General features: G+C 38.8%; 21 protein-coding genes, 1 tRNA gene, 1 pseudogene and 1 other annotated feature. Of the genes and pseudogenes, 18 read left to right on the forward strand and 5 right to left on the reverse strand.

Features of this window, described 5'->3' with window-relative positions; all coding sequences use genetic code 11:
• Positions 1 to 243: 243 nt before the first annotated feature.
• The 11 genes from RDV78_06760 to RDV78_06810 all read left to right on the forward strand — a co-directional run bounded on the left by RDV78_06760 (position 244) and on the right by RDV78_06810 (position 11,464).
• Entirely contained in the window at positions 244 to 1,560 is a 1,317-nt protein-coding gene (locus tag RDV78_06760) for a PocR ligand-binding domain-containing protein (protein ID MDS1030191.1), read from the forward strand.
• 3 nt (positions 1,561 to 1,563) lie between these two features.
• On the forward strand, positions 1,564 to 2,223 hold the full coding sequence (locus RDV78_06765; protein MDS1030192.1) for a corrinoid protein: 660 nt from the start codon (positions 1,564 to 1,566) through the stop codon (positions 2,221 to 2,223).
• A 16-nt stretch (positions 2,224 to 2,239) separates the two neighbouring features.
• The gene (plsY, locus tag RDV78_06770) at positions 2,240 to 2,818 is read left to right on the forward strand and encodes a glycerol-3-phosphate 1-O-acyltransferase PlsY (GenBank protein ID MDS1030193.1); all 579 of its coding nucleotides are present in this window, start codon (positions 2,240 to 2,242) and stop codon (positions 2,816 to 2,818) included.
• 159 nt (positions 2,819 to 2,977) lie between these two features.
• Positions 2,978 to 3,379 carry a GrdX family protein gene (locus RDV78_06775; protein MDS1030194.1) on the forward strand — a complete coding sequence of 134 codons (402 nt, stop codon included), beginning with the start codon at positions 2,978 to 2,980 and terminating at the stop codon, positions 3,377 to 3,379.
• 21 nt (positions 3,380 to 3,400) lie between these two features.
• Positions 3,401 to 4,687: a glycine/sarcosine/betaine reductase component B subunit gene (locus tag RDV78_06780; protein MDS1030195.1), complete on the forward strand. Its 1,287-nt coding sequence runs from the start codon at positions 3,401 to 3,403 to the stop codon at positions 4,685 to 4,687.
• Between the two features lie 35 nt (positions 4,688 to 4,722).
• Entirely contained in the window at positions 4,723 to 5,163 is a 441-nt protein-coding gene (gene grdA, locus RDV78_06785) for a glycine/sarcosine/betaine reductase complex selenoprotein A (GenBank protein MDS1030196.1), read from the forward strand.
• 43 nt (positions 5,164 to 5,206) lie between these two features.
• Positions 5,207 to 6,511, forward strand: a complete 1,305-nt coding sequence (gene grdB, locus RDV78_06790) for a glycine reductase complex selenoprotein B (protein MDS1030197.1) — start codon at positions 5,207 to 5,209, stop codon at positions 6,509 to 6,511.
• Between the two features lie 19 nt (positions 6,512 to 6,530).
• Entirely contained in the window at positions 6,531 to 9,101 is a 2,571-nt protein-coding gene (gene grdC / locus RDV78_06795; protein MDS1030198.1) for a glycine/sarcosine/betaine reductase complex component C subunit beta, read from the forward strand.
• Positions 9,102 to 9,260: 159 nt separating this feature from the next.
• Positions 9,261 to 9,422, forward strand: a complete 162-nt coding sequence (locus tag RDV78_06800; protein ID MDS1030199.1) for a rubredoxin — start codon at positions 9,261 to 9,263, stop codon at positions 9,420 to 9,422.
• 79 nt (positions 9,423 to 9,501) lie between these two features.
• Positions 9,502 to 10,482: a hypothetical protein gene (locus tag RDV78_06805; protein MDS1030200.1), complete on the forward strand. Its 981-nt coding sequence runs from the start codon at positions 9,502 to 9,504 to the stop codon at positions 10,480 to 10,482.
• A 70-nt stretch (positions 10,483 to 10,552) separates the two neighbouring features.
• Positions 10,553 to 11,464: an SLAP domain-containing protein gene (locus RDV78_06810; GenBank protein MDS1030201.1), complete on the forward strand. Its 912-nt coding sequence runs from the start codon at positions 10,553 to 10,555 to the stop codon at positions 11,462 to 11,464.
• Between the two features lie 9 nt (positions 11,465 to 11,473).
• On the opposite strand, the gene RDV78_06815 is transcribed toward RDV78_06810, so the two are convergent.
• The 5 genes from RDV78_06815 to RDV78_06835 form a co-directional block, all read right to left on the reverse strand.
• Positions 11,474 to 12,091, reverse strand: coding sequence for a PilZ domain-containing protein (locus RDV78_06815; GenBank protein ID MDS1030202.1), 618 nt, complete (start codon positions 12,089 to 12,091; stop codon positions 11,474 to 11,476).
• Between the two features lie 67 nt (positions 12,092 to 12,158).
• The gene (locus RDV78_06820) at positions 12,159 to 13,064 is read right to left on the reverse strand and encodes a selenium metabolism-associated LysR family transcriptional regulator (GenBank protein MDS1030203.1); all 906 of its coding nucleotides are present in this window, start codon (positions 13,062 to 13,064) and stop codon (positions 12,159 to 12,161) included.
• 75 nt (positions 13,065 to 13,139) lie between these two features.
• A complete protein-coding gene (locus RDV78_06825) occupies positions 13,140 to 14,219 on the reverse strand; it encodes a tartrate dehydrogenase (GenBank protein ID MDS1030204.1) in 1,080 nt (359 codons plus the stop codon).
• Positions 14,220 to 14,229: 10 nt separating this feature from the next.
• Entirely contained in the window at positions 14,230 to 15,810 is a 1,581-nt protein-coding gene (serA, locus tag RDV78_06830) for a phosphoglycerate dehydrogenase (protein ID MDS1030205.1), read from the reverse strand.
• A gap of 29 nt (positions 15,811 to 15,839) precedes the next feature.
• The gene (locus RDV78_06835) at positions 15,840 to 16,991 is read right to left on the reverse strand and encodes an alanine--glyoxylate aminotransferase family protein (protein MDS1030206.1); all 1,152 of its coding nucleotides are present in this window, start codon (positions 16,989 to 16,991) and stop codon (positions 15,840 to 15,842) included.
• A 91-nt stretch (positions 16,992 to 17,082) separates the two neighbouring features.
• Positions 17,083 to 17,286, reverse strand: a binding site (T-box leader).
• Positions 17,287 to 17,382: 96 nt separating this feature from the next.
• Here RDV78_06835 and RDV78_06840 point away from each other — a divergent pair.
• From RDV78_06840 to RDV78_06870, 7 genes and pseudogenes are all read left to right on the forward strand, one after another.
• Positions 17,383 to 17,952 (forward strand): cyclodeaminase/cyclohydrolase family protein, encoded by a 570-nt coding sequence (locus RDV78_06840; GenBank protein ID MDS1030207.1) that lies wholly within the window; start codon positions 17,383 to 17,385, stop codon positions 17,950 to 17,952.
• Positions 17,953 to 18,211: 259 nt separating this feature from the next.
• Positions 18,212 to 18,550, forward strand: a complete 339-nt coding sequence (locus tag RDV78_06845; protein MDS1030208.1) for a P-II family nitrogen regulator — start codon at positions 18,212 to 18,214, stop codon at positions 18,548 to 18,550.
• Positions 18,551 to 18,722: 172 nt separating this feature from the next.
• Positions 18,723 to 19,997, forward strand: coding sequence for an ammonium transporter (locus RDV78_06850; GenBank protein MDS1030209.1), 1,275 nt, complete (start codon positions 18,723 to 18,725; stop codon positions 19,995 to 19,997).
• A gap of 94 nt (positions 19,998 to 20,091) precedes the next feature.
• On the forward strand, positions 20,092 to 20,424 hold the full coding sequence (locus RDV78_06855) for a P-II family nitrogen regulator (protein MDS1030210.1): 333 nt from the start codon (positions 20,092 to 20,094) through the stop codon (positions 20,422 to 20,424).
• Positions 20,425 to 20,747: 323 nt separating this feature from the next.
• Positions 20,748 to 20,823 (forward strand) — tRNA-Ala (locus RDV78_06860).
• 831 nt (positions 20,824 to 21,654) lie between these two features.
• Positions 21,655 to 21,858, forward strand: a pseudogene (locus RDV78_06865) (MOSC domain-containing protein).
• Between the two features lie 542 nt (positions 21,859 to 22,400).
• A complete protein-coding gene (locus tag RDV78_06870) occupies positions 22,401 to 23,153 on the forward strand; it encodes a tRNA threonylcarbamoyladenosine dehydratase (protein ID MDS1030211.1) in 753 nt (250 codons plus the stop codon).
• The last annotated feature ends 203 nt before the right edge of the window (positions 23,154 to 23,356 follow it).

Genomic DNA, 23,356 nt, shown 5'->3' on the forward strand with positions numbered 1-23,356 from the left:
AGACAGGCAATTTGGCATAACAACATGAATGTCAAATTGCCTTTTTTCAACAAAAATTAACAATATTTTTAAAAATAGCAGGAATTTAAAATATTTAATCTAAATAATAAATATGACTATATTACAATAAATCTACTAATCAGTATTTATGGCATAATTAACAAATACCTACTAATGTAAAAATATAATATTTATAGTACAATACAGAAGGAAACATTTGCATTATAGGATTGAGGTGATTCCATGGAAGAGCAAATTGTTAATGAAAGTCAGTTAGAATTTTTGGAGGTAGCAGAAATAAAAGTTTTACAACAGATTTTGCGTTCTTTTTCCAAAGCAACTGGCTTACGAGCTTTTATTGTAGATGCTCAAGGTGAAATACTAGTTACTTCAGAGGGGCAGGACAAATATTGTGATTTTTGCAAACTAGTTAGGGCCAGTTCGTGTGGAATATCTAAATGCAAACGTTCCTACGCTCGCGCCGGCTTTGAAGCTAGTAAATATGGACAACCATATATATTCCGTTGCCATGCTGGATTAATTGAATGGGCTGCACCCATTTTAATTGAAGACAAATATATTGGAGCTATTATCTGTGGACAAGTTTTAATGTGGGAACCTGAAGACTTTTTCTGGGAAGAAATTGAAGATATGACCAGAGGTTTGGATTTAGATGTTAGTACTTTAATTGAATCTGCTAAAAAACTTGAGGTATTGTCTGGAGAAAAAATTCAAGCTGCAGCAGATTTGCTGTTTGTAGTGGCCAATCATGTTATGCAGACAGGTTTAATTACCTTACGTCAGAGGGAAGCTATTAGTGAGCAGCAAGCTAAACTAAATGAAGAAATTCAAGCTAGGAAAAATTTAGAAGAAGCATTAAAGAAAATTGACAGCTTATCTGTACGGGGTTATTCCTTAGAAAAAGAACAGGAGTTAATTTGTTTAGTTCGTAAAGGAGATAAAGCAGGGGTAGATAAACTTCTTAATAAAATTTTAGCAGAAATACTCCAACGTTTTTCCGGAGATGAAAATGGAATTAAAGCAAGAACGTTAGAGTTAATGGTTATCTTATCTAGGGCAGCCATTGAGGGTGGTGCTATGTTAAAAACGGTATTAGCCCTGAATTCTGAATATGTTAAACAATTTTCAGAGCTAAAAAGTTCCGAAGATATTTTCCAATGGATTGATAAGGCAATTTTGAGTTTTGTGGCCGCTGTAGAAGAAGGCAAAGACGTTCGTAATCTTCAGGTAGTACAAAGAGCTGGAGACTATATGCGCAACAACTACAGTAAAAAAATTGCTGTAGAAGATGTAGCTCAAGCAGTATATTTAAGCCCTTGCCATTTAAGTAAAATATTTAAACAAGAACTGGGTTGCACAATTATGGAATTTTTGACTAAAATCCGCATAGAAGAAGCCAAGAAATTATTACGCAACCCTCAATATAATGTAATACAAGTTGCAGATGAACTAGGCTTTAAGGATCCCGGTTATTTTACGAAAGTGTTTAAACGCAGTGAAGGTATAACACCTAGCCAATACAGAGAAAAAGCACTGTAAGAGGTGAAACTTGTGAATGAGATGGAGCAAATTGCCAATGGGGTGGTAGAAGGAAATGCCACATTGGTAAAAACACTTGCTGAAAAACTATTAGCTATCGGAGAAGCACCGGAAAAAATATTGCATGATGGTTTAGTTGCAGGAATGAATATAGTCAGTGAGAAATTTAGAGATGAAAAATTTTATGTACCTGATGTTTTAATAGCATCCAGAGCGGCTCATGCGGGAATGAGAGTTTTAAAGCCATACTTACGTCACGAAAGTGCGAACAACGGGAAAGTAGTCATTGGCACCGTAGCCGGCGATTTACACGATATTGGCAAAAATATGGTGGTTATGCTTTTAAGATCTCAAGGCTATAAAGTAATTGATTTAGGTATTGATGTTCATCCTGAAGAATTTGTGGAAGCTGTAGAAAATTATGAACCTCAGGTACTAGGTATGTCAGCTTTATTGACAACTACTATGCCAACTATGCTGGAAACTATTAAACTACTAGAAAAAACAGGTTTACGTAAAAAGGTAAAAGTAGTAATCGGCGGCGGACCTGTTACCCGAGATTTTCAGGAAGCAATAAATGCCGATGGTTATGGCGTGGATGCATGGTCGGCAGTAGAAACAGTAACTAAATGTGTTAAGAGTTTAAGCGAAAAACAAAAATAATTGCGTGGTGGAATTAGTGAAAATTATAGGAATATTGCTGGCAGGATACTTACTAGGCTCTATTCCTTTTGCTTTAGTAGCTGGGAAAATAGTTAGCGGCAAAGATATACGTAATTTCGGCAGTGGAAATCTAGGTGGAACTAATGCAATTCGAGTCCTAGGTTGGCAAGCAGGATTAGCTGTAATTGCAGCAGATATTTTTAAAGGAGCATTGGCAACTTATTTGGGATTACTTTTAGGAAATGAGGTAACGGGGATGGTTGCAGGTATAGCTGCGGCTTTAGGTCACTGCTACCCAGCCTTTGCAGGTTTTCGTGGCGGTAAAGGAGTAGCGACTGGCACAGGGGTTTTCCTCGTTTTAGCTCCTAAGGCAGTTTTCTTTGGAGCTATAGTATTTGCCATTACACTGCTTATTTTTAGGTATGTATCCCTTTCATCGATGACAGCAGCTTTAACTGTTGCCAGCCTAGCCTGGGCAGAAGGAATGCACCCCATAATTATAATAGCATCTTGGCTTTTAGTGGCTTTTGTTATTTCTCGGCATCATTCTAATATTCGGCGCTTATTTAGCGGTAAAGAAAATAAAATCAGGTAATTTTATATTATTAGACAGTTTAAGATTAATAAAAGCAGTTTGGCTCATGAAGCTGAACTGTTTTTTTGTTTTTTAGCCAATGGACTGGCACAAACCTAGGGTTTTTTTCGTATATAGGGTAGTAAGGATAAAATTATCAGGAAATACTGAAGGGCAAAGGTGGATAGTTTAAAAATGCAGCAACTTCTTATCTTAAGCAATAATCCTTTGGTTTGGGAATACTATCCCTCAACCCAGAAAATAGAAGCTTCTGCAGTTAACGTTTTAGCTACAGCCAGAGATATGGTTATTCAGGGCTATTTACTTGTTAATCATCCCTTGTCCGGCAATTTACAACCAAACCAAATGCCCTATAAATCAATAGTTTTAAAAAAAGCTATTGGCTCTAATCCAACGCCACCTAAAATTGATATATTTTCTCTAGCGTTAATCGAAAAAGCATTAGAGCTATATAGAAAAAATACTTTAAAAGAAGATGATTTGGAACAGGCGTTTTTACAGGCTTTCCAGTTTATGGATTTGGAACTATTAAAAACAGCAATAGTAGATTTTACGAGCTGATTCTTGAAAGAGGGTGATTGCTTGCGCCTAGAAATAGGTGAAATCCAAATTAAAGATGTCCAATATGGTTCTCAAACGGAAATACGTGCAAATATACTGTATCTTAACCAAGAGGAATTGTGCCGAATAGTCGCAGATGATGATCGAATAAGCTATGTAAAAGTATTTATAGCAAAACCGGGAGCATCTGTGCGAATTATACCTGTTAAAGATGTTTTGGAGCCACGTGTTAAAGTTAGGGATTCAGGAGGCATTTTCCCGGGATTTTGCCATAAAGTAGATATGGTAGGAGAGGGAAGAACTCACGTCTTAAAAGGTACAGCAGTTGTTACAACGGGAAAAATAGTCGGCTTTCAAGAAGGCATCATCGATATGTCTGGAACAGGTGCCAAGTATACACCTTTTTCTCAAACTTTAAACGTTGTTTTACAGGTTCAGCCTAAAGAAAATTTAGCCCAACATGAACAAGAGGAAGTCATCCGCTTGGCAGGATTTAAAGCTGCTTGCTATTTAGGCGAAGCAGGAAAAAACATTCAACCAGATGAAATTAAGACTTTGGAAACAAAGCCGCTCTTAGAGCAAATTCAGCAATACCCCAATTTGCCAAAAGTCCTTTACGTGTATATGCTTCAATCTCAGGGATTGCTTCATGATACCTATGTCTACGGTGTTGACGCCAAAAAAATAATTCCAACCTATTTATATCCAACAGAAGTTTTAGATGGGGCTATAGTAAGCGGCAACTGTGTTTCAGCTTGCGATAAGAATCCCACATACATGCATCAAAATAACCCAGTTATCTTGGATTTGTACAATCAGCATGGAAAGACCCTTAATTTCCTCGGCTGTATTATTACAAATGAGAATGTAACCCTGGCAGATAAAGAACGCTCTGCGCAAATGACAGCTAAGCTAGTTGAATTGCTAGGAGCTGATGGTGTAATTATCTCCAAAGAAGGTTTTGGTAACCCAGATGCGGACTTAATCTTAAATTGTCAGTTCCTCGAAAAAAAAGGAATTAAAACTGTGCTCTTAACAGATGAATATGCCGGACGTGATGGGGCTTCCCAATCCTTAGCTGATTCAACACCCCTTGGAAATGCAGTTATTTCAACTGGCAATGCTAACCAAATAATTAAACTGCCTAAGCTGGATTTAGTTATTGGATATCCAGAAGTTGCCGAACAAATTGCAGGGGGCTTTAAAGGAAGCATTGCAGCAAATGAAAGTATAACTGCCGAGATTCAACTGATTACCGGAGCAACCAATGAACTGGGTTTTGGTTATTTACAGGCAGTAGATGCATAATAAGAATAAAGTGATTTTGCAGAAGGGAGATTCAAATGCTAAAAGGCAAAAAAGCGATAGTTTTGGGAGAACGGGACGGTATTCCCGGGCCAGCCATTGAAGAATGCCTAAAATCGGCTGGAGCAGAAATTGTCTTTTCAACTACGGAGTGTTTTGTTTGAACAGCTGCTGGAGCAATGGATCTGGAAAACCAAGCTAGAATTAAAGAACTAGCAGGTAAGTATAGTCGGGAGGATCTAATTATTGTCTTAGGCAATGCGGGAGCAGATTCTTCGGCACTTGCTGCCGAAACTGTTACCCAAGGAGATCCTTCTTTTGCAGGTCCATTAGCTGGAGTCTCGTTGGGACTCAAAGTTTATCATATTTTTGAATTAAAAGATAACATTGACCCCCAAATTTATGAAAATCAGGTAGGCATGATGGAAATGGTACTTGAAGTAGATTCTATTAAACAGTCTGTAGCCAAATACAGATAGGAGCGGATACGAGTATTTTGGACGATTTAAAGGGGGAAAGGCTGTGGTTTTTTTAAAAATTGTCCATTATCTTAATCAGTTTTTTGCTGGTATTGGGGGAGAGGAAAAAGCAAACATAGAGCCACAATCCCGCCCTGGGGCTGTTGGTCCTGGCCTGGCCTTAAAACAAGCGCTAGGTACTAATGCTGAAATTGTAGGTACGGTTATCTGCGGAGACAGCTATTTTAATGAAAATATAGCTGCAGCTAGTTCCCAAATTACAGCTTTAATCCAAAATTTTCAGCCTGATCTAGTTATTGCCGGTCCGGCTTTTAATGCGGGCCGCTATGGTATTGCCTGCGGTGCTGTAGCTAAGGCTGTTAGCGAAGTATTAGGCATACCTGTTCTTACAGGCATGTACCCAGAAAACCCTGGAGTGGAAATGTATAAACAATATGCCTATATTATTCCTACAGCTAATTCAGCAGCAGGAATGAGAGATGCTGCTCGGTCCATAGCAAGGCTAGCTATAAAGGTTGGCCGAGGAGAGGAACTTGGTACACCTGAGGAAGAAGGCTACCTGCCTAGGGGCTTACGTAAAAATATTTTTGCTGCCCAAAGGGGTTCTACCCGAGCTGTAAAGATGCTTCTCAAAAAGCTAAGGGGAGAAGAATTTGCTACAGAATATCAAATGCCTGTTTTTGATAAAGTATCACCCGCGCCTCCAATAAGGAATTTGAAGGAATCTAAAATTGCCTTAGTTTCTTCTGGAGGGCCTGTGCCTAAAGGAAACCCGGACAGGATTGAATCCTCAAGTGCTTCAAAATACGGCAAATACAGTCTTAAAGAGATAATGGATCTCAATCCCGAAAATGGAGAAACAGCTCACGGTGGTTATGATCCCGTTTATGCCAATGAGGATTTAGATCGGGTGCTGCCCATAGATGTATTAAAAGAGTTGGAATTACAAGGGGAAATAGGTTCTTTGCATGACTACTGGTATGCTACTGTTGGCAATGGTACATCTGTAGCAAATGCTAAAAAATTTGCCCAAGCAATAGCTCAAGATTTGCTTGCTGCTAATGTAGATGGTGTACTACTGACTTCCACCTGAGGAACATGTACACGTTGCGGTGCAACAATGGTCAAAGAAATTGAGCGGACTGGATTGCCGGTTGTGCATTTATGTACAATAGTACCTATTTCCTTAACTGTAGGGGCCAACCGAATTGTACCTACAGTAGCTATACCCCATCCCTTAGGAAATCCTGCTCTAGGCCGGGAAGAAGAAAAAGAGTTAAGAAGGAAATTGGTTAGAAAAGCGTTACAAGCTTTGACTAAAGAAGTTACCCAGCAAACAGTCTTTTAAAAGAGGTGAACCTCACAAGATGTTATATCCTGTGCTGAAAGGGGCAAGTTATACTCTGGTCCATGCTCCCAATCTAATGCTGCACCAAGGCACCAGTCTTTCCGTAGAAAGGCAAAATAACCCTAGTTCTGAATTACTTGAAAAGCTTCCAGAAAAGCTACGCAGTTTTTCAGAGGCAGTTCAATATAGCCCTAATCAAGTTTACATTGGAAACCTCACTCCAGATGAGTTGGCTCAAATTCCTCGTCCCTGGCATCAAAATCTTTGGCCCCAGGCTCAACCTAGGGGTAAATATGGAGAAATTATGCCGGAAGATGAATTCCTCGGATTGCTCCAGGCCGTAGATGTATTTGACTTGGTACTCTTGGAAAGAGTATTTCAAGAACAAGTTAAGGCTAAACTTATTCAGCACCCTATTTTGAAAGGGCTTCCTGCTTTAGTACGTTTGAACAAAAATACTAGAAGTGCAGAAGAAATTGCTCGGCTTGTGGCCAAAGGCTCTGGAGAACCACTGTACATGGGTACAGAAATAGTAGGCTGCGTAAAGAAGGCCCACGACTTTGATCCGGCTTTAACCCAACATGTAATGTTGGAAAATTTAGTTAACAAAGCGACTGGGGTGCTTGCTTTACAATCATTGCTAGTGTTTCAACAGATAAATGCAGAAGAAATAGACTATATTATTGAATGTTCGGAAGAAGCCTGTGGCGATATGAACCAAAGGGGAGGAGGAAATTTTGCTAAAGCTATTGGGGAAATTTGTGGCTGTGTAAAGGCCACTGGTTCTGATACCCGCAGCTTTTGTGCTAGTCCAGCCCACGCTGTAATAGAAGGAGCAGCCTTGGTTCAATCAGGAATTTACCATAATGTAGTCATTGTTGCGGGGGGAAGTTCGGCTAAGTTGGGAATGAATACTAAAGAACTGTTTAAGAAAGGGCTCCCTCCTTTGGAGGATATGTTAGGCTCCTTTGCCCTTCTGCTGGCCCCTAACGATGGAATTAGTCCGGTTATTCGTACAGATGCAGTTGGATATCACTCTATTGGTGCAGGTGGTTCTCCTCAGGCTGTAGTACAGGCAATTGTTGTAGACCCTCTCAACAAGGCAGGCTTAAAAATTAGGGACATTGACCGCTTTGCTCCCGAATTGCAAAATGTTGAAGTAACGGAAGCAGCTGGAGCAGGAGATGTAGCCCAGGCCAATTATAAAATGATTGCAGCTTTAGGGGTGAAAAAAGGTGAATTTCAAAAGGAGAAGCTGGAGCAAATAGTAAGGAAAATAAGTATCCCTGGCTATGCTCCTACCCAAGGGCATATACCTTCTGGAATACCTTATATGGGACAGGCAAGAGACCAAATTTTGGCTGGGCAGATACAAAGAGTCATGATTATTGGCAAAGGCAGTTTGTTTTTAGGCCGCTTAACTAACCTTTTTGATGGTATTTCTTTTATTCTTGAACAAAATACTGGCCTCCAACAAAACATCGTTCCACAGACGAAGGACAAAATAAAAATTGGTGTAACTATTCTGGGCAGCGAACTAGGCCCTTGGGAAGTCCTTCATGGAGCTAATATGGCCCAAAAAGCTAATCCGGATTTAGAAGTTACAGTAATTGGCAGCGGAGTAGATACAGATTTGCCCCTTGTGGAGGCTTTTAATGGGGAAGAAGCTCACCTAGCTATGGAAAGAATGTTATCAACAGGTACTTTACAGGCAGCAGTAACTATGCACTATAGCTTTCCTATAGGAGTTGCTACAGTTGGCCGAGTAATAACACCTGCCCAAGGCAAAGAAATGTTTATTGCTGCTACTACAGGAATTTCGGATGTACAGAGGGTCCCTGCTATGGTGAAGAATGCTCTTTATGGGATAGCTGTAGCTAAAGCCTATGGAATTGAACATCCCAAAGTAGGCATTTTAAATATTGAAGGCGCCCAAAGTACAGGGCGAATCTTAAAAAAGTTAGCACAAAATGGTTATCCTATTCATTTTGTAGAGTCCATTAGAAGAGATGGGGGATTTATTCTCCGGGGCAATGACATTTTATTGGGGCTACCAGATGTTCTTGTAGTAGATAGTCTGACCGGAAATGTTCTCGTAAAAATGTTTTCCGCCTACACCAGTGGTGGTAACTATGAAGGTCTTGGCTTTGGTAACGGGCCCGCAGTAGGGGAAAATTATCAGAATTTAATTGGCATAATTTCTCGGGCTTCGGGGAAAACAGTTACGGCCGGCGCTATTCAATTTATGGGTCGGATGGTTCAGGGCGGTTTAAGGGCAAAAGTAGGGACCGAGTTCCAGCTAGCCCGCCAAGCCGGGCTGGATATACTTTTAGAAACAGCCCAAGCTCAAAACAATAGCTTTACTTCAAAGAAGCAGCCCAATTCTTTAGTTTCCCCAGGGTCCAAACCCGTTAGCTCAGAAATTTTAGGTGTTGATATTCTGCAGCTAGAGGATGCAGTTTATTTGCTTTGGCAAAACAATCTTTACGCTGAAAGCGGGATGGGCTGTACGGGACCGGTAGTCTTAGTAGCTGAAGAAGATAAGGAGAGGGCCCAAGAAATATTACGAAGAGAAAAGTTTATAGAGTAAATTAAAGTATTCTTGTTTGGTGTAAAATCATGATTTTATGGAAAAATATATATTTAATTCCTTTAATATCTTCCCAAAAGGCTGCTTATTATGTACAATAGGTTTACATTAAAGGGACAACAAAATATGGATTATGTTAAAAAAAGTGAGGTAGATAAAATGACAAAGTGGAAATGTACTGTTTGCGGCTATGTTTATGATCCGGCAGTAGGAGATCCTGATAACGGGATTGCACCTAATACAGCTTTTGAAGATCTGCCGGAAGATTGGGTTTGCCCAGACTGTGGCGTAGGTAAAGACTTATTTGAAAAAGTAGACTAAATAAGTAGCCAAAATGGGGAGTGGTGATAACTACTCTCCATTTTATTTGGAAATTAAATATAACATAAGAGAGGTCAAGATGAAAAGAGTTTTTATCCTAGGAGCAGGGGCCTCTAAAGCAGGAGGCATTCCAGCTTTAAAAGATATATTAAGTTGTTTAATGCAGCAGCCTAAAATAGCTGAATTTATTACAAAAATATTTAAGGCAGATTTACACACAACTCAGGAATTCCTTCCGGGGGTCGATGACCTTTATTCCCTAATTGACTTTGCTCTTTACCATGATCACCACTTAGGAGATTTTACTCAGGATGATTTGCGAGAATTACGCAGGGAACTAAACTTGAGTATTTGTCGGCTTTTTAGCCAAGATTCACACAAGGTTAACACTTCCGGAGCCTATGAGGTTTACCGCAAATTTGCTGAGGATTTAGTCTACGAAGAAGATGCGGTTCTAACTCTAAATTGGGATACTGCTTTAGATAAAGTACTTTCTAAAGAACTGGGCTGGCAGCTTAATTATGGAATCGAGAAGAAAGAAGAGAACAGTTTTCCCTTGCTAAAACTCCATGGCTCCATTAACTGGTTGTGGTGCGAAAACTGCTCGCAATTTTCCATTAAAGATGACTCTTGCCAACAAGAAAAGATGGCCTGCCCCACTTGTCAAAAAACGAATCTTAGCCCTCTAATCGTAGGGCCTACTGTTTTACCGCGTCACAAAGATACCCCCTTAGAAAATGGGTGGATGACTGCCATGCGTTACTTAATTTCGGCAGAGCGAATCTATTTTATTGGACTTTCTTTAGATGCTATTGACTTAGCTTTATTTGAACTTGTGAAAAGAGGAACTATGCTTAACTCCCATAACCCCCAAATTTTTGTCATTGGACACGGCTTGGAAAATGAAGAGTTTAGCTCTGGGGTGGACCAATTCTTTGCACGGAATCAAACAGTTCAACGCTACATTCAGCTTTTTGGCCCCCAAACTGCTTTTTACATGTATGGATTTGCTGGACCCATTCCTCAAGATGAAGAGTATGTACAACCTTACAGCCATTAGGCTGTTTTTTTTTACTAAATACGTTATAATTAAAGCAATAAATTATTTTGGACAATCTAAGGAGGCTATAATGCTAAAGTTTTTGCGGGAATTGCTTAAAGGCTCAGATAAAGATCAAAATACACAAAAAGCTGGTCAAACAGAGGAACAGCAAAATTATAAAATTATTGAAGACGGGGAACGGAAGGTCATTAAGCCCGGTTTATCACTACCAAAGGAAATGCGAGTTAAAACCAGCGGTTTAGCTAAGCAATATATGGAAGAAGATCTAGAGGCACTTCCACCTGTAAAGGAAGGAGATATTAATATTTCCGGTGTTTATGCTTATAAAAACGCTGGAAAATTAGAGGTTAGCTTTTATCTGCAAAACGGTTTAAACCGTCCCGTTGCTTTTGAAAAAGTACCTTTAATGCTTATAGACTCCCAAAAAAAAGTCTTAGCCAGGCAAGTTTTTGATTTAAGCAGTGTAGGTGCCATCGATCCTTTTGGGGCAAGACCATGTAAAGTTTTTTTTGCAGAAGAAAACATCTTAGTTCAGGAAATTCCTAAAGATGATTGGCGGCTAGTCTTTGAATTAAACCCAAGAAAAGTTCAGCCAGAACTAAAGGTGGAATTAACTACTTGGCCGGAGGATTATACTGAGGAACAGGTTCTGCAAGTAAAACAGTTTTTGGCTCAGTTGCCTCCAATCAAAGCTGGCGAATTGAATTTTACTCCTTACCAATGCCAATTTAATGCTCAAGGGGATTTAATAGCTTCAGTATTGCTTAGAAATGGGGCAGCAAAAGAGGTTAGACTAGAGGGCATACCCCTCTTAATAAAAGATGCTGAGCAAAAAACAACGGCCTTTTATCATTTTAAATTATCCGATTGTCTTTTGAAACCCCAGAGTGCCGTTCTTTACAACTTAACTTTTCCTGCAGAATCGGTTTTAGAAAAAGAGCCTAATTTGAGCAAATGGACATTAGAAATAAAAAAATAAGATCAGGGATTAGTTCTGTAGATTGGATTCATTAATTTTTTGCTGGATCCATTCCCGCTGATGCTGGAATAAAAATTGAATTATTTTGTCCCTGTCTCTTTCGGCAATTCCGAAAAATTGTATTCCAATTTGATAATGGGGAACAGCATTAGTTGTTTTTTTACTGACTCTGACCACACGGCCATTAAATTTAAAAATTTGAGCCGGCGGAAGCTGTAGTTGAATTTTAATTTTATCATTTTCTTTTAACTTATGTTCAGACAACATGAGCATTCCGCCTGCACTTAGATTTTGCAGCCTAGCTGATAGATATTTTGCATCAGAAGCAGCAATGTCAAAATTATCCTTAATAAATTGAACATTCAAATTAAGCGGCACCCGAACCCAGGAGCGTCTTTGGTTATTTGATTTAGAGTAAAAAGTATTGGTTAAGAGCTTACGATCGTACAAAGGAGCCCCAATAATCTGCCGATAACTTTCTTCTTTTTTGGTTACTGTCCGGTAAATTCCGTAGCCTAGGCCAGCTAAGAAAATAATACCTAGCATTAATACCCAGCAGCTTTCCAAGACCAGAATGTTACTTTTGAAACCAATTTTCAATGATTCCACAAAAGTATCATAATCCATTCCCAATCCCCCTTTCAGCAATTTATCTTCTACCCTATGCCGGAATTATCCTTTTTATTCCTAATTTTCACTTAGATAGACTGGCATGGTTAAGCATAAATTCCCTAAATTTATCTGCTGGAGGAGAGAAGATTTTTCTCTTATGTGTAATCAGGTAAAAGTTGCGATCTAATTCTAAATCAGCGAATTCAAATTGTTTAATTAGCCCTAACTTAACTTCCTTGGTTATAGCCATCTTAGAAATAACACTTAAGCCTAAGCCAGCTGAAACAGTATTTTTGATAGCTTCAATACTTTCCATTCTTACAGATATATTTAATTTTTTGGGGTCATATCCTTTATTCTTTAAAGCGCTGATAAAAGTCTTTTGGGTTCCTGATTCTTCTTCCCGTAGAATAAAGGGCTCTTTAAGTATGTCTTCTAAGCTTAAAGGTGATGACCAATCTTTATATTTACCTGTTACAGGGGTAATAAGAACCAGTTTATCTTTGAGTAGAGGCACTGCGTTTATTTCCTGTTCTTTGTCAAGTGCTCCTACAATGCCTAGATCTGCCTCATAATTTTGTACTGCACTCCAAACCTTTTGGGAACCAGCTTGGAAAATTTCGATATTAACCTTAGGATACTGCTGAATAAATTTAGTAATTAAGCTAGGGAGTATATAGTCTGCCGGAATGCTGCTGGCCCAAATTGTTAGGCGGCCGGATATTTCCTGTTGATATTTGTTAATGGTCGCTAAGGCTTTTTGTTGGATATTAAGCATTTGATTTGTATATTTAAGAAATATTTTTCCTGCTTCCGTTAATGATGTTTCTTTACCTTGCCGCTCAAAGAGCTTTATGCCCAGTTCTTCTTCCAAAGCGCCTATTTGAATACTGACGGTAGGTTGGGAAATATACAACAGTTTTGCTGCTTCTGTAAAACTGCCACATTTTGTTACTAGTAAAAATGTTTCTAATTGTTTAAATTCCAAGGAACTCGCTCCTAAAGTAAAGCGGGCAGGAAATCCTGTCCGCTTTAACCTAACTAATTTTTTTAGGGACCATTATTAGCTTAAAAGTTTTTTCAGTTCTGCACAAATAGCATCTCCCACTTGCTGAGTTGTGGCTTTACCTCCTAAGTCAGGGGTTAAGTATTTGCCTTCTGTTAAAACTGCTGTAATGGCTTTTTCAACGACGGCACCTTCCTCGTCGTTTAACAGGAAGTCTAACATCATTTTTACCGTCCAGACCATAGCAATTGGGTTAGCTAGACCTTTGCCGGCAATATCCGGAGCAGAACCGTGGACAGGTTCAAACATTGAAGGATATTCTTTTTCCGGGTTTAAATTAGCACTGGCAGCAAAGCCAAGGCCCCCCTGAATAGCTGCTCCTAAATCTGTAATAATATCGCCGAATAAATTAGAAGCTACCAGGACATCATAAACTTGGGGCTTTTGCACAAAGAACATAGACAAAGCATCAACGTGGGTAAATTCTGTTTCCATCTCAGGATAATCCCGGGCAACTTCTTTAAAGACTTTATCCCAAAAGACCATGCTGTAATTCAAAGCATTTGACTTAGTTACACAGGTTACCTTATGCATTTTGTTGCGCTTTCTAGCTAGTTCAAAGGTATAGCGCATTAATTTTTCCGTATTTTTCCGTGTAAAGACGGAAGTTTGAAGAGCTATTTCTTCTGGGCGGTCTGGGAAACGGATACCACCGACTCCCGAGTATTCGCCTTCTACGTTTTCACGGACTACTACAAAGTCTATATCCCCAGGTTGCTTATCTTTTAAAGGACAAGGAGCCCCCGGTAATAGTTTTACTGGTCGCAGATTAACATATTGGTTAAAGCCCTGTCTAATTTTTAAAAGTAGTCCATGTAAGGAAACATGATCCGGTACAGAAGGAAAACCTACTGCCCCAAGAAGGATAGTATCAAAGTTTTTGAGCTTTTCTAATCCATCCTCATCCATCATTTGACCAGTTTTTAAATAATATTCACAGCTCCAAGGGAAATGTTCATATTCAAATTTAAGGTTTCCTTTTAACTCTGCAAACGTGTTTAATATTTTTATTCCTTCGTCAGTTACTTCGTTCCCGATGCCATCTCCGGGAATAGCTGCAATTTTAAAGGTAGTCATTATTAGCCTCCTATAGTCTCACTAATTTTGCACTGTTGACACCATCAATACTTTGAATTAAATCCAGAACTTCTTTAGAAATAATGTTGTCTACAGTTATAACCATCATAGCGTGTTTTTCTTTCATATTTCTCGATACCTGCATCGTAGCAATATTAACTTTGCTGACCCCTAAAATTGTACCAATCTGCCCAATAATGCCAGGCTGGTCTATATTTTCAACAACTAAAACGTATGGTGCAGGAATAACATCGAATTCAAAACCATAAACATCGACAATTCTGCATTCTCCATTACTGAAGACATTTCCAGCAAAAGTATAAATATTATCTTTAGCAGTTATTTCAATTTTTATGGAACTAGTCTGGTTATTAAGATCGCTCTCTTTACTTTCTGTAACTGTGATACCCCTATTTTCAGCAATGAGGTTAGCGTTAACATAGTTAACTCTTTCTTTTAAAATAGGGTCAAATAAGCCTTTTAAAATCGATAAAGTTATGACAGATGTATTAAGCTTGGAAACGTCTCCTTTGTATGTAACCTCAACCTTGCTGACAGGGTCTTTTTCCAACTGATGATATATTTTGCCTAATGTTTCTCCTAAGGTAAGGTAAGGACTGAGTACAGCCAGCTCCTGGTGCTGAATTGTTGGCAAGTTGACAGCGTTAGGTACCATGTCTCCTTTTAGAGCACTTAAAACCTCTTTGGCAATTGTTAAGCTGACGTTATTTTGAGCTTCAACTGTATCGGCACCTAAGTGAGGTGTAAGAACCGTATTTTCAAAATCAATTAAAGGAGAATCAGTACTAGGTTCATTAACTAAAACGTCAATACCTGCACTAGCCACAATCCCATCACGAATTGCTTGAGCTAAAGCTTCCTCGTTAATAATTCCTCCACGAGCACAGTTTACAACCCGAACTCCTTTTTTAGCTATGGCAAACTGCTCTTTTCCAATCATGCCAAATGTTTCTTCTGTTTTGGGAGTATGCACTGTAATGAAATCTGCTTCACGAACTAAATCGTTTAATGTTTCCTTTTTTTCAACGCCAAATTTTTTAAAACGTTCATCAGTAATATATGGATCGTAAGCAATAACACGCATATTAAAAGAATGCATTCTAGTTGCCACTAAAGAACCAATCCGGCCTAGTCCTACGATACCGATGGTTTTTCCGTGGAGTTCTACACCTTTTAATTTGCTCCTATCCCAAACACCACTTTTAATAATATTGTTAGCCCGTGGTATATTTCGGCTGGAGCTAATTAGTAAACCAATAGTGTGCTCTGCTGCGGAAATACTATTGGCTTCAGGAGTGTTGACAACGATAATTCCCCTTTTTGTTGCCCCCTCCATTTCAATATTATCTACGCCATTTCCAGCTCTGCCCACAACTTTTAAGTTTTTAGCTCTTGAATAAAGTTCTTCATTTATTTTGGTAGCACTACGCACAATAATAGCATCGTAATTAGCAATACAGTTGAGTAAATCCTCTCTCGAAATGCCTACCTTAAAATCTACTTCTGCTCCTCCTTGACGGAGAATTTCAATTCCTTTTTCCGAAATTTGTTCTGTAACAATAACTTTCATGATCTTTCCTCCTTTCAATCTTTATAACATTAAAGTGCTTTATTATATGCTTCTTGGGCCGCTTGAACCCCTGTTCCCAGCTGAACATTATAATTCAATTCCTGCAGGGTTTTTTCAAGAGCTGTGAAGGTTTCATATACATTATTTTCATTTACATAGCCCATATGTCCTATACGAATAATTTTGCCTTTTAAATGTTCCTGTCCTCCTGCAATGATTACTCCATACTTTTCTTCCATTATACTTCGAATTTTATTACCATCTAAATTTTCCGGAAGTGCTACAGAAGTAATACAGCTAGAGCGGGCAGCTGGTGCTGCAAATAGTTTTAAACCAAGAGCTTCAACTCCAGCCTGAGTAGCTTGGGCTAAACGGTTGTGTCTAGCAAAAATTGCTGCCAAACCTTCTTTTTTAATAAGTTTTAAAGCCATATTAACTCCCCGAACTAAAGAAATGGGAGGAGTAAAAGGATTTTGGGGCGGATTTTTTTCCAAAGCCTTTTTTGCTTTCAAAATATCCCAATAAAATTTAGGACAGGTGGATTTTTCTGCTGCCTCCCAGGCTTTAGGGCTCACACTCATGAAAGCTAAGCCAGGGGGACACATTATTGCTTTTTGGGAAGCACTAATGACAACGTCAATACCCCAAAGGTCTGTTTGTAGTTCTATTGCTCCTAAAGAGCTAACTGCGTCTACAATAAAGAGCAAATCTTGACCCTTTAAAACTTGACTAATTGCTTTAATGTCATTAACAGCTCCCGTTGAGGTTTCATTATGGGTAGCAAAAACAGCTTTAAAACCTCCTTCAGCTAAATATTTTTCAACTTCCTTAGGATCTACTCCTTGGCCCCAGGGAACATCGATTTTAACTACATTTAAACCAAAGGATTGAGCAATAGCTGCATAACGGTTGCCAAAGACACCAATACTAATAACTAAGATTTTGTCTCCAGGAGAAAAAAAGTTAACTACAGATGCTTCTAAGCCGCCTGTACCAGAAGCAGAATAAGATATAATAGTATTATTAGTTTGATATAGGTAACGTAAATTTTCGTTCATTTCTGTGAATAATTTGCCGTATTCCGGAGTTCGGTGGTGGATCATTACTTCACTTTGTGTAGCTAGAACCTCATGAGGGACCATAGTAGGGCCAGGAGTCATTAATAGTTTTTCTTTACTCAATGTTCACACCTCTTTGTAGATTAATATTATAGTCAGCTAATTTCATTTTAAGTTTATAATATGTACAAAAAAGCCCTCATCTTTAGCTTACGCCAAGGACGAGAGCTTTACTCACGTGGTGCCACCTTGTTTTGTCATAAATATGACCTATTGTGATGATAACGGCATCTACCGGATTGAGTTATTTCCCCATCTACTTAAGGGTGGATTCAATAGGATAAAACACCAATTTTCACTAATCATTGGCTCTCTCTAGTTTTATGAGCTATTTACTATTCCCTTGCATTGCATTTTTAGATTATTTAATTATAAATATATGACTTAATATAGCATTACCTCAAAGCTTTGTAAAGGATTTTATTAACCATTATTAATAGGAAAAGGAGGAAATATGAACCGGGATAAGTTACTTGGAAATTCTGTGGAGCATTTTGTGCAGCTTGTTGCTTTACCTAAGGCAGCTACTCCTGGAGCAGGCAGCACGTCAGCAGTTGTAGCTGCTCTGGCAGCTTCGTTGTTAGAATTAGTGGCTCTTTTAGCGGAAAGGGCTAACAGGCAAAAATCATTAGCCAGGGAAGTTATCTTTGAAGCTCATGCTTTAAGGCTGAAATTATTGGAATTAGTGGAAGATGACAACGAAGCTTTAAAGAATTTAATTAATTCTGGATATAAAAGTATACCGGTAGAAGCCTTAAATATTCCTCAGCTAATTATTTTATATAGCCTAAAAGTTTGTCGCCTAGCCAATAAAGCTAGGTACCTGGAAACAAAAACTTCAGCTGGAGATACATTAGTAGCAGGACAGTTAGCTAAAAGCGCAGTTTTAGCCGCTATAGAAGTACTTCGCCAGAACAGCAAAAAATTGAAAGATAAATGTGAACAAAAACAGCTCCTTCAACAGGCTACCCTTTGGGAAAAGGAGCTGGATGCAATTTTTACTACTTATGATTTGCTCCAATAAAAAAATTAAAATATGTATTGCAACTCTTTTAAAGTGATGATATAATATAAAAAAAGTTGATAAGGCAATGGAGCCTATAGGTGTTATAATCCTATAGGGTTTTTTGCTTAAGACGCTTTTAAAATTTGGCGGTAGCTGCTGTAGTTTAAATACATCGCTATAGGGAAAACGTTTGGACAATGGAGTCTAAATAAGTTATGTAACTTATTTAGGCTTTTTTGTTCCATTTTAGATAGAATCACAAATGGAGGTGTTAAAAATGAAAAAAATTGAAGCAGTTATACGTCCGACAAAGTTGGAAGAAGTTAAAAAAGTTTTGGATGATTTACAGGTCAGAGGTATGACAGTCTATGATGTAATGGGCAAAGGGCTACAGCAAAATGAAAAACAATATTATCGAGGGCAAGAGCATAAAGTTGATTTATTTCATAAAGTGAAAATAGAAATTATATGTCGAGATCATTGGGTAGATAGGATTATCGATGCAATTGTCAAGACTTGTCAAACAGGCAAAATTGGGGATGGGAAAATATTTGTTTATCCTTTGGAACAAATTGTGCGCATTAGAACCAACGAACGCGGTGAAGACGCACTTTAATTCATTAATATTAAAATAGAATAATATTGTGGGCAAAGGCGCTCTAACTCTGTTTTTCCGAGTAGGAGCGCCTTTTTTTATAGATAAAAAATTTGGGAGAGTGAGTAAAATGACAAAGAAAAATTTACTGCGGACATTATTAACTACATTATTTTTGTTAAGCTGTCCTTTGATGGCTTTTGCAGCTGATGAATCTCAAATCAATACAGGAGATACATCATTCATAATTATTTCTGCTGCTTTAGTATTACTGATGACGCCTGGTCTGGCTTTGTTTTATGGCGGTATGGTGCGCAGAAAAAATGTGTTAAGTATCCTGATGCAATGTTTCGTAATTATGGCTGTTGTCTCGGTACAATGGGTCCTATTTGGTTATACTTTATCCTTTGGCCCAGATATTAATCATTTGATTGGCGGCCTCAATTGGCTAGGTTTAAAAGGTGTAGGCATGGTACCTAACGCAGATTATGCAGGCACAATCCCCCAATTTGCATTCTGTGCTTTCCAGTTAATGTTTGCCATTATTACAGCAGGTTTGATTATAGGTGCTTTTGCCGAGAGAATTAGATTTTCCGCTTTTTTACTTTTCATTATTCTGTGGACTACATTTGTTTATGATCCTTTGGCTCACTGGGTCTGGGGAGTTGGAGGCTGGTTGAGAGAATTAGGGGCATTAGACTTTGCTGGTGGAACAGTTGTACACATTAGTTCTGGTGTATCCGGTTTAGTAGCTGCTTTGGTTATTGGGAAAAGAAAATGCGGCCAAGAACCTATGCTGCCAGGTAATTTACCTTTAACTGTTTTAGGAGCGAGCTTATTATGGTTTGGTTGGTTTGGTTTTAACGCAGGCAGCGCTTTAGGAGCAAATGGCCTTGCAGCCTTAGCATTTATAGTTACTAATACTGCTGCTGCTGCTGGTGCTTTATCTTGGATTATCGTTGAATGGCTTCACCATGGTAAACCAACAACCCTTGGAGCCGTCAGCGGTGCTGTAGCTGGTTTGGTAGTTATTACACCGGCGGCTGGTTTTGTTAGTCCTTTAGCCTCAGTTGTTATGGGATTATTAGTAAGTCCCATTTGCTATCTAGCAGTTAGTAAAATTAAAGTTAAACTTGGTTATGATGATTCCTTAGATGCTTTCGGTATCCATGGCGTTGGTGGAACCTTTGGAGCCATAGCCACAGGTATATTTGCCTCCAAGGCAATTAATCCATTAGGTGCAGATGGCTTATTGTACGGCGGTGTAGAATTATTTCTCCATCAAATATTGGCAGTTATTGCCACCTACTTATTTGCTGGAATTGTGACCTTTATTATTTTAAAAGTTGTAAGCTTATTTATTCCTTTGAGAGTTGAAGAAGAAGATGAGGAAGCTGGCTTGGATATTACTCAACATGGGGAAAATGCTTATAATTATGACCAAGCGTTTGCTGAAATCGCAAAATAGTTATTGCATTTATTAAAGGCAATGAGGCCTAGAAGAATCGTTCTTCTGGGCCTTCCAATTGCTAAGGTTATTTAGGGGAAAGAGGTGTTAGGAAATGAAAAAAATTGAAGCTATTATCCGTCCTACAAAAGTTGAGGAATTAAAAATAGCTCTTGATGAACTACAAGTAAGAGGAATGACTGTCTATGATGTAATGGGCAAAGGCCTGCAAATTAATGAGTACTATCGGGGTCAAGAACGCAAAGTTGATTTATTTCATAAAGTCAAAATTGAACTTATCTGCCGAGATCACTGGGTAGATAGAATAATTGACGTTATTGTCAAGACCTGTCAAACAGATAAAATAGGAGATGGAAAGATTTTTGTCTATCCCCTTGAGGAAATCGTTAGAATTAGGACTAACGAACGTGGTGATGCTGCGCTATAGAGTAATACAGTTTCGTCAACATGGAGGATTCTTTTTACCATTGGATTTATTGAATTAACATTAGGATGGAAATTGCCCTGGTAGTAATTGTTATAACTATTACCAGGGCAATTTCGTCAAAATTAGAGTAAATTAATTGAACATATAGGTAAAAGTTAAGTTATGGATGTAAATCAGAAAAAGAAAAAACTCTGCATATAAAACATTTTATGTTTTAGTAATTTTTGACTTGCGTTTTAAGCTGATTAGACAAGGAAAATGTTACTTGCGCAAGGAATAACTTTATGATAAAATACATTTTGCAAGTATCAAGTAAAAAAAGAGGGGCTATAGCGCAGTTGGGAGCGCGCTTGACTGGCAGTCAAGAGGTCAGGGGTTCGAACCCCCTTAGCTCCACCAAAATAAAACATAATAAGGAAAAGGGTTTCGGTAATCACCGAAACCCTTTGACATGTGCGCCACGCATGGCGATTAACTAGGTGTGAAAGTCCACAAGGATAAAATTTACAAAGGGCAAAATTAACTTGACACTTGTCAATACGAAATTTATAATAAAATTAACAGATCCCACCGAGCCTCTGTAACGCTTTTGCGGTACATGCGTAACGCGGTGGGCCTTTTGCTTTACGGGGGGAAAAATGTCAGAGATAAAGCCGTTTAAGACTTTTGAGGAACAATTAAACATATTAAAGGAACGGAAGCTTATAATCACTGACGAAGAAAAGGCTTTAGAAGCTCTTTTCTAACTTGGGATTTCCTGATAACTGGGAAGAATTGTTAGAATCATGAATAAAAATACAATTATTCGAATAGAATACTTATAACAGATCCTGCGAGCCTCTCACTGAAGCGTAATACTGCAGGCCTGCCCCCGGAGTGATCCGGGGTTTTTATATGCTCAATATTAATTAACTGACTTTCAGGCACGGTGCATTTAAATCGGGCTAACATTACAATGGAATATTATCCGAACCATTTTGTCTTTCCGGACAGTTTCGGAATAGTAATAAAAATAGCGGACAGGGAATAATCCCCGCCCGCTGTTTTTTTGTTTTTATTCTGTTTTGCTCTGATCCTCTATGTTTTCCATGATGTCCCCAGGCTGGCAATTAAGTTCCTTGCATATCTTGCTAATTATATCGGTCTAAGCGACTTCGTCACGTCTTAACTTGTTTCATTTTGAAAAACTTTTTATTAAAATGCCTTTTAGAAAAATTTCTAAGATAGAAAAAATATATTACCACAGAAGGGATTATTCTTTATGAACTTCCTATCGGCACCCGGCTTAAAATTGGCGAAAGGTTGATGGAAGTAACCCAAATCGGTAAAAAATGCCACAACGGGGACTGGGTGATGCCAAGGGAAGGTATATTCCCCAAAGTGATCAGTCCGGGTTGGATCAAGCCGGGAGACAGCATTGAGGTCGAACAATAGGAATAAGATTTTGCACGTGTATTTACAATCATAAATGATCTGTTAATGGTGGCTTGTGTGCCACCTTTTGTTTATTTGGGTGCCCAGTTAAGCATGTGTCTCAAACCGGTGAAAGTCCGGTCGGGGTAAGTGACAAGGCGTCTCGTAGCCAGGATGCCTGTGTAAAGAGAAAGCATATAAGCCCAAAAGGTGAAATGGTTTTCTGCTTATTAACAGTTTGTACAAAACTACTCTTTATAATTTATGTCTGAAAAGGTGAACCAAAGGAGCGGATATTGGCAGCTTAGAATACTAGTATAACTATATAAACACTAAACTTTATGATATAATTAAATAGTTGTTAACAATCCCCCGACAATTCACAAATACAATTTGGAAAAAGAACTGCGGCAGGGAGAAATATCATAGAGTTGTTTACCCCTAAAAAAAAGGGACTATCGTTTATACCTGTTGGATGGGAATGATTCGGAGTACGATCACGGTTGTTGATGATATTGACGATTTAGTAATTCAGTAAAATAAGTAAAAGACGAGGGACCGCTATGCAGCATCAGTTTTCACGCACAGAATTGTTGATAGGTGAAGAAGGACTGGAAAGGCTTAAAAAAAGCAGGGTATATATCTTCGGACTCGGCGGAGTTGGATCTTATACGGCTGAAGCCTTAGTCCGGGCGGGCATAGGCTTTTTTAAGCTTATCGATTTTGATGAGATATGTTTAACCAACATTAACCGGCAGATTCATGCCTTGCATTCGACCGTAGGACAGTCCAAAGTTGAAGTTATGAAACAAAGAATGCTGGATATTAACCCTAAGGCAGAGATAGATATTTTTCAAACGTTCTACCGCGGGGAAGATGCAGATTTTTTCCTGGCTGATAAACCCGATTATGTAGTGGATGCTATCGATACCGTAAAAAGCAAGGTTAGCCTGGCTAAAGAGTGTCATCTCAGACAGATTCCTCTTATTTCCTGCATGGGTGCAGGCAACCGCCTGGATGCCTTGAGTTTCAAAGTTGCCGATATTTCCCAAACAAGTGGCTGCCCGCTGGCCAAAGCTGTACGCAAACTTCTGAAAAAGGAAGGAATTACCCGGGGATTCAAAGTAGTATTTTCACCGGAGCCTGCTTTGAAACCTTTGAAGCAACAGATGAGTTGCGCCACAAATTGTATTTGTCCCAGCGGGGATGCCCACTGTTCCCAAAAACGCCAGATCCCCGGCAGTGTTTCTTTTGTTCCTTCCGTGGCAGGTTTGCTTGTGGCAGGGGAAATCGTGAAAGAAATATTAGGGTATTAAGAGATGACATACAATTCAGCATCTGCATATTATTGAAAGAAAAAAAGGTCAGGATGTAACCATTGAAAAGCCAATTCTTACATTATGGGTTAATTATTTTAGAGAGGGTTATTGAATGCAGGAAGCTATTTATGCACATGTTCACAAAACATTGGATGTTGCATGAAACCGCTCATTGCAAAGAGGGCTGCCTATGTTAGTCC

The sequence above is a fragment of the Bacillota bacterium LX-D genome (assembly GCA_031628995.1).
Classification (GTDB): domain Bacteria; phylum Bacillota; class DUOV01; order DUOV01; family Zhaonellaceae; genus JAVLUO01.

Coding starts and splice junctions, on each gene's coding strand:
- RDV78_06760 (MDS1030191.1), top strand. CDS start 244: ATGGAAGAGCAAATTGTTAATGAAAGTCAGTTAGAATTTTTGGAGGTA.
- grdC (MDS1030198.1), top strand. CDS start 6,531: ATGTTATATCCTGTGCTGAAAGGGGCAAGTTATACTCTGGTCCATGCT.
- RDV78_06800 (MDS1030199.1), top strand. CDS start 9,261: ATGACAAAGTGGAAATGTACTGTTTGCGGCTATGTTTATGATCCGGCA.
- RDV78_06805 (MDS1030200.1), top strand. CDS start 9,502: ATGAAAAGAGTTTTTATCCTAGGAGCAGGGGCCTCTAAAGCAGGAGGC.
- RDV78_06810 (MDS1030201.1), top strand. CDS start 10,553: ATGCTAAAGTTTTTGCGGGAATTGCTTAAAGGCTCAGATAAAGATCAA.
- RDV78_06815 (MDS1030202.1), bottom strand. CDS start 12,091: ATGGATTATGATACTTTTGTGGAATCATTGAAAATTGGTTTCAAAAGT.
- RDV78_06825 (MDS1030204.1), bottom strand. CDS start 14,219: ATGACTACCTTTAAAATTGCAGCTATTCCCGGAGATGGCATCGGGAAC.
- serA (MDS1030205.1), bottom strand. CDS start 15,810: ATGAAAGTTATTGTTACAGAACAAATTTCGGAAAAAGGAATTGAAATT.
- RDV78_06840 (MDS1030207.1), top strand. CDS start 17,383: ATGAACCGGGATAAGTTACTTGGAAATTCTGTGGAGCATTTTGTGCAG.
- RDV78_06845 (MDS1030208.1), top strand. CDS start 18,212: ATGAAAAAAATTGAAGCAGTTATACGTCCGACAAAGTTGGAAGAAGTT.
- RDV78_06850 (MDS1030209.1), top strand. CDS start 18,723: ATGGCTTTTGCAGCTGATGAATCTCAAATCAATACAGGAGATACATCA.
- RDV78_06855 (MDS1030210.1), top strand. CDS start 20,092: ATGAAAAAAATTGAAGCTATTATCCGTCCTACAAAAGTTGAGGAATTA.
- RDV78_06870 (MDS1030211.1), top strand. CDS start 22,401: ATGCAGCATCAGTTTTCACGCACAGAATTGTTGATAGGTGAAGAAGGA.